Consider the following 14,769-nt stretch of genomic DNA (forward strand, 5'->3'; position numbering starts at 1 on the left):
GAAACATAGATTCTTCAAAAAAACATAAAAGTGTTATTTTAGAGCATTAAGCTCTAAAAATAACACTTTCTTTACTAAACATATATCTTGCAAATAAAATTGAAGCAATTATGTATAATATCATCCAAGCAAATGTTATACCTATGTGTGTATAATTGTGTATTCCAACTAAAAATTCTTTCATAAGGCAAGAAGCATTGGCAATAGGTATGTTAAAGAAATAAGTTTCTATGCTCTTGCCATCCTTCATCATTGTGGCATAAACGAGTATCATTGCTACTATTGAAACGGGGCTTAAATAGGTTTGAGCTTCCTTTGATGATTTTGCATAAATACTTATGGACAGACCTAAAGCTCCAAAAACCATTGTTAACATTATAGGTAAAATCATTATTAAAGCAATTGTTCCCACACCAATATTAACATCCTTTGCATTTTGAAAAATTCCACCAGTTTGATTTATTGCAATAAGTAAGCCTGCAATGTTTGCTAAGGATACTATAAGCCCCATTATGGTAATTGCAAGAAATTTACCCCAAAGTAAAGACATTCTGTTTGCTTTTGTAGTTAAAAGTGGTTCCAAAGTGCCTCTTTCTTTTTCGCCTACACCTAAATCTAATGCTGGTGCTACTGTATTACCTACACTTCCTAATATTAAAAGTAAAGGTACCACTACGTTAAGCAGCAGCATTCCCATACCACTTTCCTTTTTTTCTATGGTATCCTGCACTACATTTATTGGATTTAATATTTTAGAATCAATATTTCTTTTTTCTAATCTTTTTGAAACTATATCCTTTGAATACTTTTCTATATAAGAATTTAATATTTCAGAAGCTTGTGTACCATCACTGCTAGAGTTATCATAAGTTAATGTAATATTTTCATTCATGTCCTTATTTATATTTTCATCAAAGCCCTTTGGTATAGTTACTGCTGCTAAAATTTTACCGTCTTTTACATCCTGCTTTATATTAGTGGATTCAGTTATTTTAATATTTTTTTGTGATTTTAAAAAGGATTTAAAGTTACTATTCCCTTTATCTACTATAGCTACTTTTAAGTTATTTTGTACTTTTTTTTCACTGCTGCTAGTAGCCATACCTATAACAAATGAAAGTATGGGTAAAATTAAAATTGGAATTAATATACTCATAATTATTGTTTTTTTATCTCTAAACATATCTAATAATTCTTTTTTTAGTACTACTTTTATAACATTATTTTTCATTTGAATCACCTACTAAACTCATAAATATTTCTTCCATATCATTATTATTATATTTACTTTTTAAACTTTCTATAGTCCCTGTTTCTATAATTTTTCCTTTGTGAATTATTATAATTCTATCACAAAGCTTTTCCACTTCAGCCATACTGTGACTTGAAAATATAACAGCTTTATTATCTGCTTTGCACTTTTTTATAAAGTCTTGTACTATTCTAGCTGCTGTAACATCAAGTCCTGATGTAGGCTCATCAAATAACACTACGGAAGGGTTATGAACTATAGACCTTGCTATGGAAATTTTTTGTTTCATTCCTCTTGAAAATTTACCTACTCTTCTATCTAAGTATTCTTCCATTTCAAGATTTTTGGCTAAATATTTTATGCTTTTTTCAGTTTCTTCCTTTGACATTCCATTAAGCTGTGCAAAATAACTTATATTTTCTCTTCCAGTTAATCTATCATAAAGACCAACTTCTCCACCGAAAAGTATTCCTATTTCGCCTCTTACGTTTTCAGGATCCTTATTTACATCATAATTATTTATTAATGCGGTGCCTGATGTTGGCCTTAGCATAGTTGCCAGCATTCTAAGGGTAGTTGTTTTTCCTGCTCCATTTTCACCTAAAAGCCCAACTATTTCTCCATTATTAACTTCAAAGCTAATATTGTCTACAGCTGAAATATTTTTAAATGTTTTAGTCAATGCTTGAACTTTTATCATTATCTTTCCTGCCTTTCTTTTATATTAATAGTACAACTTTCTCACATATAGTTTTGTATTTAAAAAGTAGTATGAAGCTTTTTTTAAAACTGCGAAAGTTGAGTTAATAATCATTATAATATTAACTATTGCTTGCAAAATGAATATTTAGGCTGCAACTTATACTTTTTATTGTACCAGTTGTCATATTTTAAGTATTACAATTTATCCATAAATATCATTATAGCTGTTATAAATGTGAAAACAAGTAATTACAATGTAAAATTTACAATAATTTATGATAAAATGCAATAGGATACATTTATGCAATGATATTATGTTAATTTTTACGAATACTTGCAATTTAATAATGTTATTAGATTTAAGTTATTATATGTGGTTAACAATCCGTATATTATGTGAACTAATTTCTAAAGTAAACTAAATAATACAAAAATTATAAGATTATAGAAATAAATAATGAGACAAAAACTTTCAAAAATTTAATTTATATGACATAATATAATAGGCATCAAAGGAGGGGTAAGTATGGTAGTAATGAATGCAGTAGGAAGTGTGCTAAGTATAGTTATTATGATATCTATTGGGTATATATTAACTTCAAAAAAGTGGTTGGATGAAAAAATATCTAAGGTTTTTGCAAAGTTAGTTTGTAATTTAGCATTACCTTGTCTTATGATATCGGACTTAATGACTAATTTTGATAAGGAAAAGCTTGGACATTTGGCTAAAGGCTTGGTAATTCCTTTTTTATCTATGGCAGTGTGTTATTTAATAGCTATAGCTGTAAGTAAAATAATAAAGGTAAAAAAAGGGAGAATAGGCACCTTTAGATCCATGTTTTTTGTTTCAAATGCAATTTTTATTGGACTTCCAGTAAACATGGCTCTCTTTGGAAGTAAAAGTGTACCTTATTGTTTATTGTACTATATAGCCAATACTACATTTTTTTGGACTATAGGAGCTTATGGAATTTGCAAGGATGGACAAACTTCTAATGGAAAATCTGTATCAGGTATATTTTCTAAAGAAACATTAAAAAGAATAATGTCACCGCCTTTAATGGGATTTATAGTGGCTATTGTACTTATATTATTTAATATTAAGTTACCTAGATTTATATTAGATACCTGCAAATATATGGGGAATCTTACAACGCCATTATCTATGCTGTTTATAGGTATAACAATTTATTCTGTTGATAAAAGTGAAATAAAAATAAGTAGGGATATGATAGCTATAATTTTAGGAAGATTTTTAATATCTCCTCTATTAATTTTTGCCATGGCTTATTATTATCCAGTCCCTTTGCTAATGAAACAAGTATTTGTAATACAAGCAGCTATGCCAGTTATGACAAATACAGCTATAGTAGCTAGAGCTTATAATGCAGATCATAAATATGGTACAGTAATGACTGTAATTACTACTGTGTTAAGTTTGTTGTTCATACCACTATATATGGCTTTAATTTAAAAAATGGTATTTAAATAGATTTAAATGAAAGAAGAACTGTGAAATTGATATATTTTACAGTTCTTTTTTTATGCAATTAAAAAGTAAAATGTATGCAGGTACGAACAATATGAATTTTGATATCATAAAATATTGTGAAAAATGTATTGAAAATTAATATAAGCAGCTTTACTAATATATAGTTTAGGGGGATTCATTATGTGTGGCATTTTATGTGTGGTATCAAAGAAAAATGAAAAGTTAAATAGAGAAGATATTGTTTTAATGCGTGATAAAATGGAGCATAGAGGACCAGATGATGCAGGATTATTGATGGCAAGAAATGATAGAGTTGCACTGGCACATAGAAGATTATCAATTTTAGATTTAAGTAAAGCAGGGCATCAACCAATGAAATCTCAAAAGGGTAATTATATTTGTTTTAATGGAGAAATATACAATTATATGGAACTTTTAAGTAAGTTTTTAATCAAGAAAAATATTAATTCAAAAACTGATACAGAAATTCTTTTGAATATGATTGAAAGCTATGGTAGCAGTTGCTTGAATGAGTTAAATGGTATGTGGGGTTTTGTTTATTATGACACTGAAAAACAGCAGTTGATAATTTCAAGGGATAGATTTGGAGTAAAACCATTATATTATTATGAGGATGACGATATATTTATTGTTTCATCTGAAATTAAGCCAATCTTAAATTCACCATACTATAATAAAAAACTAAATAAGAATTCAGCAAATATATTTTTGCAAACTGGTTTGGTTGATGGGATTAAAGATACATTTTTTCAAGGAATAAAGAGATTTCCTGCAGCTCATTACATGATTTATTCTCTAAAAGACAACAATAGGATTTTAATGAGATATTATAATTTAAAGGATTCAATATATGAAGTAAGTGATAATTATGAAGAAAATATAAAAAAATTTAGAGAGTTATTTATTGACAGTGTGAAATTAAGACTTAGAAGTGATGTTCCAGTAGGAAGCTGTTTAAGTGGAGGTTTGGATTCAAGTTCTATATATTCTATAGTTTGTAATATTTCAAAAGGTGAAGTTCACTCATTTTCTTCAAAATATGTAGAAAAAGAATGTGATGAAAGTTATTTTTACAAAGCTGTAACTAAAATGTATCCAGGGATAAATCACGAAACAACTCCTATATATAATAATTTCGAAGATAAATTAAAAAAGATAATGTACTATATTGAAGAACCATGTAAAGCTTATGGAATAATTTCCATGTGGAATGTTATTGAAATTGCTAAGCCACATGTAAAAGTCATTTTGGATGGACAAGGTGGAGATGAAATATTGGCAGGGTATGACTTTTATTTATGGTATTACATTTTAGATTTATTGGAAAGTGGAATCAGTGATGCTGAGGTATCAGAAAAGCTTCAAGAAATAGAAGATATAAAAGGGTATGAATTTACTAAAGAAATTAATGATAGCTTAAAATTAATAACATCAAGTGGATTAGAAAAATTTAATAATTCCTATTTGAATGAAAGATTGTTTGAAGATCTTACTGCCTATATGCTGCCTGCATTTTTGAGATATGAAGATAAAATAGGTATGGCATTTTCTATTGAAACAAGATTTCCATTTCTTGATTATAGATTAATTAATTTTATTTTTTCTTTGGGAATAAGCAATAAAATCAGAAAAGGCTGGTCAAAAGCTATATTAAGGGATGCAATGAAGGGAATTTTACATGAGGAAGTTCGTTCAAGAAAGGATAAAAAAGGATATCCTACACCAATTAAAAATATATTATCAGCAAACCCTTCTATGAAAAAATATATTCCAGGCAATGTTCAGGATAATGATTGGATTAAATGGAGATTTATTTCATTTAATGTTTGGAGAGAAGTCTTTGGTTTTGATAATTACGCATAGATGAATTGAAATTTGCATTATAGAGTAAATTTGATATATTAAGCATTTTTAATATGGAAAGGTGTATATTATGAATGAAAATTTAATTAAAAAAATTTTATTTATTCAAAATGTGCCCTGTATAAGAACAAATAAGGTTGCAAAGGCATTGACTAATAGGGGCATACAAGTAGACATGTTGTATTTAGCAGCACATCCTTCAATAGTTTATAAAAATTTAAAATTGCCATATAAAAATATTTATCAATTAAAAGATATAAATGAAATGATAGATTTCATCAATAATAGTGATTATGATATTTTGTATAGTTCTAATGAACCTGATTATTTAACTGTACTATTTACAGCAACTAATAAACCTATAATTCATGATACCCATGACATGATGTCTTTAAGGTCGGATATAACAAATGAAGAAATAATTTTAGAGTATATTGCAAATGTAAAAAGCTCTGGAAATATATATGTAAATCCTATGATAAGAGATATAGCTGTAAGTAAATTTAATTTGAAAAATAAACCTGTTTTAACCTTGCACAGTTTTATAGAGGAAGAACAATTAACTTCAAAATATTATGAGAAGTTAAGTAAAAAGGATGGCGAAATTCACTGTGTTTTCGAAGGGGGACTCTATGGCACGAAAGGTCACCATAGATATTTAGAACCAATTTTTCTTAAACTTGCAGAAAATAATATTCATGTTCACTTGCATTGTCCTGTAGATGAAAATTATATAAAACAGTTAGTAAGAAAGTCAGAATATATACACTATGAAGGTGTTACTTCTCCAGAAAATTTAATTACTGAAATGACCAAGTATGATATAGGGTTAGCTATATTTAATTTAACGGAAAGAAATAAAACATTTCTTGATACTGCATTTCCAAATAAAATTTGGGACTATTTAGCGGCTGGATTGCCAATAATGTTTGCTGATCTGTTATCATTTAAAAGATTTTCAGAAGAAAGTAAGGTAGGGAAGGTTTTAAATTTAGAAGGTAATATAATTGAACAATTTAAAGACTTATTGAATATAAAAATAGATAAAAACTTTTTAAAGGATAATAAATGGACCATGAATGAAGCTGCTGATGATATAATTAAATTTTTAGTTCAGGTTAAAAATAACTACTACAATAATAACAGTAGAACGAATATAGTTAATACAAGAAAATATTCTAATATAATAAATGATATTAGAAAAACTTATAATGAATTTAAACTTTCCAGTATAGAAAAAATTATGCTGATTGGAGATTTTAACAGTATTGAAAAAGATATTGAAAATTTTAATTCGTCAATAATTAATGGAGTATGTGTTGTAGATAAAGAAGTGCAATATAAAAATTATAAAATGGTTGATTTAAATAGCGTAAATACTATTAATTATGATTATATAATTATAGATACAGAAGATGATTTAATTTCAAATGAAATAAAAAATAAGCTTATTAATTTGTGGGTTCCTGAAAATAAAATTGTTTTATTGAAAAATATAATTCTGGGTTTATTAAATATAGAAGGATTTCATTGTAAATTAAAAAATTATATAGAAGGAAATAACTTTGAAGCAATTATAACTGGCTTATCTTATGCAGAGTCAGGAATTGATACTAGTTATTTAAAAAAACCAACATTTAATTTTGCTCTTTCAGGACAGGATATGTATTATGACTATAAAATATTAAAATATATTTTTGAAAAAAGAATTAATGTAGATAATTTGAAATATGTTATTATGAATCTAGCTTATTACAGCTTTGGGTATGACTTGTCAAAAGGTAATAATAAATATAGGGTTCAAAGATATTATAATATATTAAAAGACACACATAATAACCATAGTATAAATGAAGTAAGATTATTAAGTAAAATGTATTCAAAATGTGAAAATAGTTTGAAGTATGAAAATTATTGCAAGACAGCATTTAACTGTACTATTAATAAAAATTTAGTTGATAATATGATGAATGAAATAAAAAAGCAGGGTAATATGATGTATCAAGAAACTATAAAAGAAAATAAAGATATTTTTGAAAAGATTTTAATACTTCTTAATCATAATAATATAAAACCTATTTTAGTAATTTTACCAGTTACTAAAGAATATCAAAATGTTTATGATTATAAACAAAGGGATGCATTTTATAGTATTTTAAATAGTTTCAAAGATAGATATTCATTTCAAGTTAAGGACTATTTTGAAAATAGTGATTTTGAAGATGATGAATTTCACGATTTTTCACATTTGAATTTGAAAGGAGCTAAAAAGTTTACAATTTTATTTAATGAGTATTTAAATAAAAAATAGTGTTGCTTTTTATTTAAAACTGAGTATATTTTAAAGGCTAAAATTTTTATAAGACAGTTTTACCATTAAGATTAAATTAAATTTAGTGAAAATTGTCGTTTCTTTTATCTTACTATCTGAATTAAAAGGACTTAACATTGATTTATGTTTTTATGAGCATTTTGAATTAAAAAAATAATATCATGATAATTATGAATAAAAAAATGCATAAAAATGCATAAGACATATTAGCATGTTAGATTGAATTTTAAATTTTATTCCATGATATAAAAATTATGCGACACAAAGATGCAGTTGAAGTTTGGATTTTAACTTTTACTCCGTGATATATGGTAAGTGTGTCATCACGGCTAAATGTTTTAATTATTCTAAAGTTCTAAGTTTTGGAAAACCTAAGAACTTTGTCAAACTCGGTTCCCTCAAACAGGACTAAAGTTCTAAGGCTTTCCAAAACTTAGAACTAAGAATAATACTAAAACAATTTAGCTAATGTGATGACACACTTATCATATATCACTGCATAAAAGTTAAAATCCAAACTAGTAACTTCAAGAGTACACATATAATTATATTGTCATAGGTAGTTTTAGTAAGTCAAAATTATATTTATAATCATAACTTATAATGCTTAAAAATTAAGGCATAGCCTGCTGTTAGGCTACTATATTTCATTTAAAAGCAAGTTACTTCGTTTACATATGCTTACGTCACAATATGCTTATTTTGTGTTACATACTTGAAAATTTTTTAGAATTTCAATGCTTCAGCACCTACAGAAGAGTTAAATTCCCTGCCTACTTCACCATCTATTGTATCAATAATTATTTCACCTATGATATTAATTACAGCAGAATGTAAATGACCTCCTATTGTGGAATAATCGCTGCCAGAAAGGCATATATGAGCGTGAACAAATGGTTCACCATTAAGATTTGTTATATTGCCAAGCAATGAGGATATTTCATAGTGTCCTGAAAATTCTTTTTCTATGTGAGTTTGAGTCTTACAATCAAAAACACCTAGTACAGCTTTGTCACAAGCTCCAATTCCAGTTATGTTTCCAAGAGATACTTTTGTCTGTTTACAAAATTCAGTAATAGAGTTTAGTATTTCATCTCCTTTGTCCAATCTGACTACATATTTGCTTCCAAATTTTTTGAATTCCATGTATAAAGCCTTCTTTCTAATGTTAAGTAAATTATATTTTTGCAATAAAAAAACAGATCTTCACCCTAATCTGGGGCGAGGTCTGTTCGCGGTACCACCCAATTTTTAACTTCATGATAATAACGGCAAATGCCGGTGCAGCTTACTATTTTAAATTCAGCTTACAGCTCAAGGGTGATTTTCAGCAAATTTATGTTTACGGGCTTTCACCTTGTTCCCACTCTCTTTAAAATATAATATATGCATACTCTTCCCTGTCATAGCTTTTTAATTAAGTTTTACCACATTATACTACAAAAAAAATTTTCTCGTCAACTAAATTTTAAAATTTTTTCCGTAGGAAAAAGAATTTAAAAAATCAAAAAAATAAAAATATGATTTTTTTCATTCAAGTATATTTTAGCTAACATATATATGCTTTGATTTTTTGTATTTAAGACCATAATATATTAAAAAAACATTTTTCAAAATTTAAAAAAAGCTATTGACAAATATAAAATAAAAACTTATGATATGTGACATAGCAGTTTTTAAGAACCCCAGAAATGAAAAAATTGGAGAATAAAAAAAACTGTTGACAAGTTTTAAAAAGTATAGTAGATTATAAAAAAAGGTTTCAACGAGAAACTTAAAATTGATTATTAAAACTAAATGCTATGATATGGGAAGAGTAAATAGTGAAAGATTTTTTAGAGAGTGAGGGCAGGTGAAAGCTCACAAATTGGAAGCTGTTGAAAATCACCCAGGAGCAGCAAGCTGAAATTAGTAAGCTATGCCGGCGTGAAGTCGTTATTAAAATTAAGTTATAAATATGGGTGGTAACGCGATCAAACCTCGCCCCAAATGGGAAGAGGTTTGATTTTTTTTATACTTTTTTCTGTATAAAAAGTGCATATGACCTAAAATTATACATAAAAAGGGGTGCTATAAATGAAAAACAAATTTGCAAGTAGAATGAAGGGCGATGGTCCAAGTGAATCAGATGAGAGTATAGCTCTTATAATGAAACTAACTGGGATGCCTGATGTAATATCTTTTGCAGGGGGTTTACCAGCTGGGGAGCTGTTTCCCATAGAGGAAATGAAAGAAGTTTCAAAAAAGGTATTAGAGCAAGATGGAAAAAATGCTCTTCAATATAGTTCCACAGAGGGGCAAATGGAACTAAGAGAAGCAATTGCAGATCAAATTATGAAAGCTTCAGGAGTAGAAACTAAAGCAGAAAACATACTAGTAACTTGTGGTTCACAACAAGCTTTAGAGTTCTCAGGAAGAATTTTCTTAGATAAAGATGATGTAGTTATTTGTGAAAGTCCAAGTTATTTAGGAGCAATAATGGCATTTAAAGCTTATGGTCCTAAATTTGTAGAAGTAGCAATGGATGAAGATGGAATGATCATGGAAGATCTAGAAAAAGCTTTAAAAGAAAATCCAAAAGCAAAATTTATATATACAGTTCCAGATTTTCAAAATCCAACAGGCAGAACTCTTCCAGTAGAGAGAAGAAAGAAAATGGTAGAACTTGCTGAAAAATATGATGTACTTATATTAGAGGATAATCCTTATGGAAACTTAAGGTTTGAAGGAGAAAGACTACCAGCTATAAAGAGTTTTGATAAAAGTGAACATGTAATTTATCATGGAACTTTTTCTAAAATATTCTGTCCAGGACTTAGACTTGGATGGGTTTGCACAAATGATAAGGAAACCTTCAATCAATATGTATTAGTTAAACAATCTGTGGATCTTCAAACTAATACAATGTCACAAAAAGAAACAGCATTATATATGAAGATGTATGACATCAATGAAAATGTAAAGAAAATAAATAAAGTTTATAAGGTAAGAAGAGACTTAATGATAAAGACTATGGAAGAGGAGTTTCCTAAGAATTGTTCCTTTACACATCCAGAAGGAGGACTTTTCATATGGGTAACTTTACCTGAAGAAATGGATGCTTCTAAAGTGTTAATGAAAGCTATGGATGAAAAGGTTGGATTTGTACCAGGTGTAGCTTTTTATGCAAATGAAACACATAAGAATAATTTCAGACTTAACTTTTCAAGTATGCAGGATGAAAAAATAGTAGAAGGAATTAAGAGACTAGGTAAAGTTTTAAAAGAATTTTAGCTCTAGGTGCCTTCAAAGGGCACCTACAAAAAATTTTTTAAACTTTTACAGTAAATAAATTCAATAAATTCAAAAATATTATAATTAAAGAGGAAATTTAGGAGGAATATAAAATGGAAAGATTAAAGGTTTATTATGATAAGGATGCTAATTTAGAATTATTAAAGGGAAAAACAGTAGCTGTTATAGGTTATGGAAGTCAAGGTCATGCTCATTCTTTAAATTTAAAAGAAAGTGGAGTAGATGTAGTAGTAGGTTTATATAAAGGAAGTAAATCATGGAAAGTGGCAGAAGAAGCAGGTCTTAAGGTAATGGAATCTGCTGATGCTGTGAAGGCTGCAGATTTTGTAATGATGTTAGTTCCAGATGAAAAACAAAGCAAACTTTATAAAGAAAGTGTAGAACCAAATCTTACAGAAGGAAAAGTATTGATGTTTGCTCATGGTTTTAACATTCATTTTAATCAAATAGTTCCACCAGCAAATGTAGATGTTATAATGGTAGCACCAAAAGGACCAGGACATCTTGTAAGAAGAGAATATCAACAGGGAAAAGGAGTACCTTGCTTAATTGCAATGCATCAAGATTATAGTGGAAAAGCTATGGATTATGCACTTGCATATGCAAAAGGTATAGGTGGAACAAGAGCAGGAGTACTTAAAACTACTTTTAAAGATGAAACAGAAACAGATTTATTTGGAGAACAAGCAGTACTTTGCGGAGGAGTAACAGAACTTATAAAGGCAGGCTTTGAAACTTTAGTTGATGCAGGTTATGCTCCTGAAAATGCATATTTTGAATGTCTTCATGAAATGAAGCTAATTGTAGATCTTATGTATGAAGGTGGCTTAAGCCGTATGAGATATTCTATAAGTGATACTGCTGAATATGGAGATTATTGTGTAGGAAAGAGACTTATAACAGAGGAAACAAGAAAAGAAATGAGACAAGTTTTAAAGGAAATACAAGATGGAACATTTGCAAAGAACTGGCTTCTTGAAAATCAGGTTAACAGACCATCTTTCTATGCTAAGAGAAGACAAGAACAAAATCAACTTATCGAAACAGTTGGAAAAGAATTAAGAGCCATGATGCCATGGGTTCAAAGTAAATAAGAAAGTTTAAGGGGGCTATCATTATGAAGTTAAAGGGTGCACAGGTATTATTGGAATGTATAAAAGAACAGGGTATAGACACAATATTTGGTTATCCAGGTGGTGCAGTTCTACCAATTTATGATGCCCTGTATTCTACAGAAGGGTTAACTCACATACTAACTGCGCATGAACAAGGGGCAACACATGCAGCAGATGGTTATGCAAGATCTACAGGTAAAATAGGGGTTGTAATCACAACCTCTGGGCCTGGAGCTACAAACGCAGTTACAGGTATTGCTACAGCTTACAGGGATTCAGTGCCTTTGGTAGTGTTTACAGGACAGGTACCTCAGAGTCTTTTGGGAAAGGATTCCTTTCAAGAAGTAGATATTACTGAAATTACAGTACCTATAACAAAAGAAAATTATATAGTTAAAGATCCAAATAAACTTACAGATACAATAAGAAGAGCTTTTAAAGTAGCAAGCAGCGGACGTCCAGGTCCGGTAGTTGTAGATTTACCTAAAGATATTCAGGTGGCTGAAATAGAATATGAATGTGTTGTAAATAACCAGGGGGCTTTAGATACAGAAAAAGAACAGATAGATGAAAATGCTATAAATAAAGCATTGGATATGATTAAAAACAGCCAAAAACCTGTAATATACGCTGGTGGAGGAGTTATAATATCAGGAGCAAATGTAGAATTGAGGGAATTTTCAGAAAACATAGATGCACCTGTATCATGTTCACTTATGGGAATGGGGGCTTTCCCAGGAGATCATGAAAACTATATGGGTATGCTAGGTATGCATGGAAGTCATTGTTCAAATTATGCAGTAACTAAATGTGACCTTTTAATTGCAGTAGGTGCTCGTTTTAGTGATCGTGTAATAAGCAAAGTAGAAGCTTTTGCACCTAATGCAAAAATAATTCATATTGATATTGACCCTAAAGAATTTGGAAAAAATGTAGACATAAATTTAGCATTAAAAGGTGATACAAAAGAAGTTTTAACTTTACTAAATGAGAAGCTTGAAAAACAAAGACATGAAGAATGGCTTTCTCAAATCAGCAAATGGAAAGAGATAAAACCTGTGAATGGCCCAGTTGGAAGCTTAAGTCCAAAGTTTATAATAGAAAAACTTTATGAACTTACAAAAGGAGATTGTATCATAACTACAGAAGTGGGGCAGAATCAAATATGGGCTGCACAATATTTTAAATATTTAAAACCAAGAACTTTTGTATCTTCTGGTGGACTTGGAACTATGGGCTTTGGTCTGGGTGCAGCAATTGGGGCAGCTATAGGCAATCCAGATAAAAAAGTTATAAATGTAGCAGGTGATGGAAGTTTTAAAATGAATTCTACAGAATTAGCAACTGTAGCAAAATATCAAGTACCTATGATTCAATTAGTACTTAATAATCAAGCTTTAGGTATGGTACATCAGTGGCAGGATTTATTTTATCAAGGAAGATTTTGCAATACAAAATTGGGGCCTGATGTAGATTTTGTGAAGCTTGCAGCTGCTTATGATATAGAAGCATTTAAAATAACTGAAGATTCACAAGTAGAGGATGTACTTAAAAAGGCATTGAGTATGAACAAACCAGTATTAATAGAGTGTGCTATAAATAGAGATGAAAAGGTATTTCCAATAGTACCTCCAGGAGCAGCTATAAGCGAAAGTATTGGATAAAGGTATTTTCAATATTTGATATTTGGACTTTGCTATTTAAAAATAAGGGCTATATGTCAAATTAAGATTTTTAAAAGATTAATTTTGTGCAATTTTGGGGCTGCACAGAAATAGGGTTTAGTACTAAAAGTAAAATTAACTTTAGTACTAAACCTTTTATTTTTATATTATAGAGAACTTTATTCAACAAATTGAGGTATATACTAAGATAGAGAATACTAAATTTATGCTATAATAAGGTTAGTATGTTAATTTGCAATTTATAGTATATAAAGAAAGAAGGAATACTTTTGGATAGTATAAAATGTGAACGTAGAATATATAATTCTAAAATTAGTACACATACTCATGAATATGGGCAATTAATTTTACCACTTCTTGGTATGCTTTCTATAGAAACTACTTATAAGAGATTAAAGTTAAAAGATGATTCTTTATTCTTTCTTCCTCCAGATTGTGAACATACTTTTAATGCTTATAATAGTAATGAATTCTTGGTTTTAGATATACCTGATAAAATGCTCAATGAGTATGATATGAAAAAAATGCGTGGTGGAAAAGATTTTTTATTTAATGAAAAATGGAAAGCTATACGATATTTATTATTAAGCGAAACTGATAATAACAAAAGCTCTAGCTCCATAAATAATCTATTCCTCTACTTTTATAATTTAATTACTATGGAAAACTTTCCTAATTCTATAAAATATATAAATGAAAATTTTACTGAAAATATAGATTTAAAGAAATTATCAGATATAGAGCATTATAATGTTAGTTATTATAGTGAATGGTTTAAAAATAATATGAATGTTTCCCCAATTGAGTATGTACAAAATCTAAGAGTAAAAAAGGCAAAAGAATTTCTTCTAAATACAAACTTAACAATTTTACAAATTTCTCAAATGGTAGGTTACGAACACAATTCATCATTTACTAAAGTATTTAAGCACATAGAAAAAATATCACCTTCAGAGTTTAGAAAAAAAATCAAAAAATAGACTAAAAAGTAACTGTATTTTAGCAAAGACTTG

General features: G+C 28.7%; 10 protein-coding genes and 2 other annotated features. Of the genes, 7 read left to right on the forward strand and 3 right to left on the reverse strand.

The features are described 5' to 3' along the window. Positions 1-46 precede the first annotated feature (46 nt). Together Ccar_RS04730 and Ccar_RS04735 are read right to left on the reverse strand one after the other, a co-directional pair. Positions 47-1,231, reverse strand: a complete 1,185-nt coding sequence (locus tag Ccar_RS04730; protein ID WP_007061778.1) for an ABC transporter permease — start codon at positions 1,229-1,231, stop codon at positions 47-49. Then, positions 1,221-1,952, reverse strand: a complete 732-nt coding sequence (locus Ccar_RS04735; RefSeq protein ID WP_007061777.1) for an ABC transporter ATP-binding protein — start codon at positions 1,950-1,952, stop codon at positions 1,221-1,223. Before Ccar_RS04735 ends, Ccar_RS04730 begins: the two co-directional genes overlap by 11 nt. Positions 1,953-2,480: 528 nt before the next feature. Here Ccar_RS04735 and Ccar_RS04740 point away from each other — a divergent pair. From Ccar_RS04740 to Ccar_RS26040, 3 genes are all read left to right on the forward strand, one after another. Next, positions 2,481-3,428: an AEC family transporter gene (locus Ccar_RS04740; RefSeq protein WP_007061776.1), complete on the forward strand. Its 948-nt coding sequence runs from the start codon at positions 2,481-2,483 to the stop codon at positions 3,426-3,428. A gap of 198 nt (positions 3,429-3,626) precedes the next feature. Beyond that, complete coding sequence (gene asnB, locus Ccar_RS04745; RefSeq protein ID WP_048029933.1) at positions 3,627-5,330, forward strand: asparagine synthase (glutamine-hydrolyzing); 1,704 nt, start codon at positions 3,627-3,629, stop codon at positions 5,328-5,330. A gap of 70 nt (positions 5,331-5,400) precedes the next feature. Further along, complete coding sequence (locus Ccar_RS26040) at positions 5,401-7,641, forward strand: hypothetical protein (RefSeq protein ID WP_007061400.1); 2,241 nt, start codon at positions 5,401-5,403, stop codon at positions 7,639-7,641. A 747-nt stretch (positions 7,642-8,388) separates the two neighbouring features. Here the strand turns inward: Ccar_RS26040 and Ccar_RS04755 are convergent. Continuing rightward, positions 8,389-8,808 (reverse strand): PPC domain-containing DNA-binding protein, encoded by a 420-nt coding sequence (locus tag Ccar_RS04755; RefSeq protein WP_007061399.1) that lies wholly within the window; start codon positions 8,806-8,808, stop codon positions 8,389-8,391. Positions 8,809-8,876: 68 nt separating this feature from the next. Next, positions 8,877-9,078: a binding site (T-box leader), on the reverse strand. Between the two features lie 377 nt (positions 9,079-9,455). Continuing rightward, positions 9,456-9,653 (forward strand) — a binding site (T-box leader). 85 nt (positions 9,654-9,738) lie between these two features. Here Ccar_RS04755 and Ccar_RS04760 point away from each other — a divergent pair. From Ccar_RS04760 to Ccar_RS04775, 4 genes are all read left to right on the forward strand, one after another. Beyond that, positions 9,739-10,935: an aminotransferase-like domain-containing protein gene (locus Ccar_RS04760; protein ID WP_007061398.1), complete on the forward strand. Its 1,197-nt coding sequence runs from the start codon at positions 9,739-9,741 to the stop codon at positions 10,933-10,935. A 113-nt stretch (positions 10,936-11,048) separates the two neighbouring features. Then, positions 11,049-12,050, forward strand: coding sequence for a ketol-acid reductoisomerase (gene ilvC, locus Ccar_RS04765; protein WP_007061397.1), 1,002 nt, complete (start codon positions 11,049-11,051; stop codon positions 12,048-12,050). Between the two features lie 23 nt (positions 12,051-12,073). Next, entirely contained in the window at positions 12,074-13,735 is a 1,662-nt protein-coding gene (ilvB, locus tag Ccar_RS04770) for a biosynthetic-type acetolactate synthase large subunit (RefSeq protein ID WP_007061396.1), read from the forward strand. A gap of 290 nt (positions 13,736-14,025) precedes the next feature. After that, positions 14,026-14,736, forward strand: coding sequence for an AraC family transcriptional regulator (locus Ccar_RS04775; RefSeq protein WP_048029936.1), 711 nt, complete (start codon positions 14,026-14,028; stop codon positions 14,734-14,736). The last annotated feature ends 33 nt before the right edge of the window (positions 14,737-14,769 follow it).

Origin of the sequence: Clostridium carboxidivorans P7, from assembly GCF_001038625.1 — a bacterium.
Classification (GTDB): domain Bacteria; phylum Bacillota; class Clostridia; order Clostridiales; family Clostridiaceae; genus Clostridium_AM; species Clostridium_AM carboxidivorans.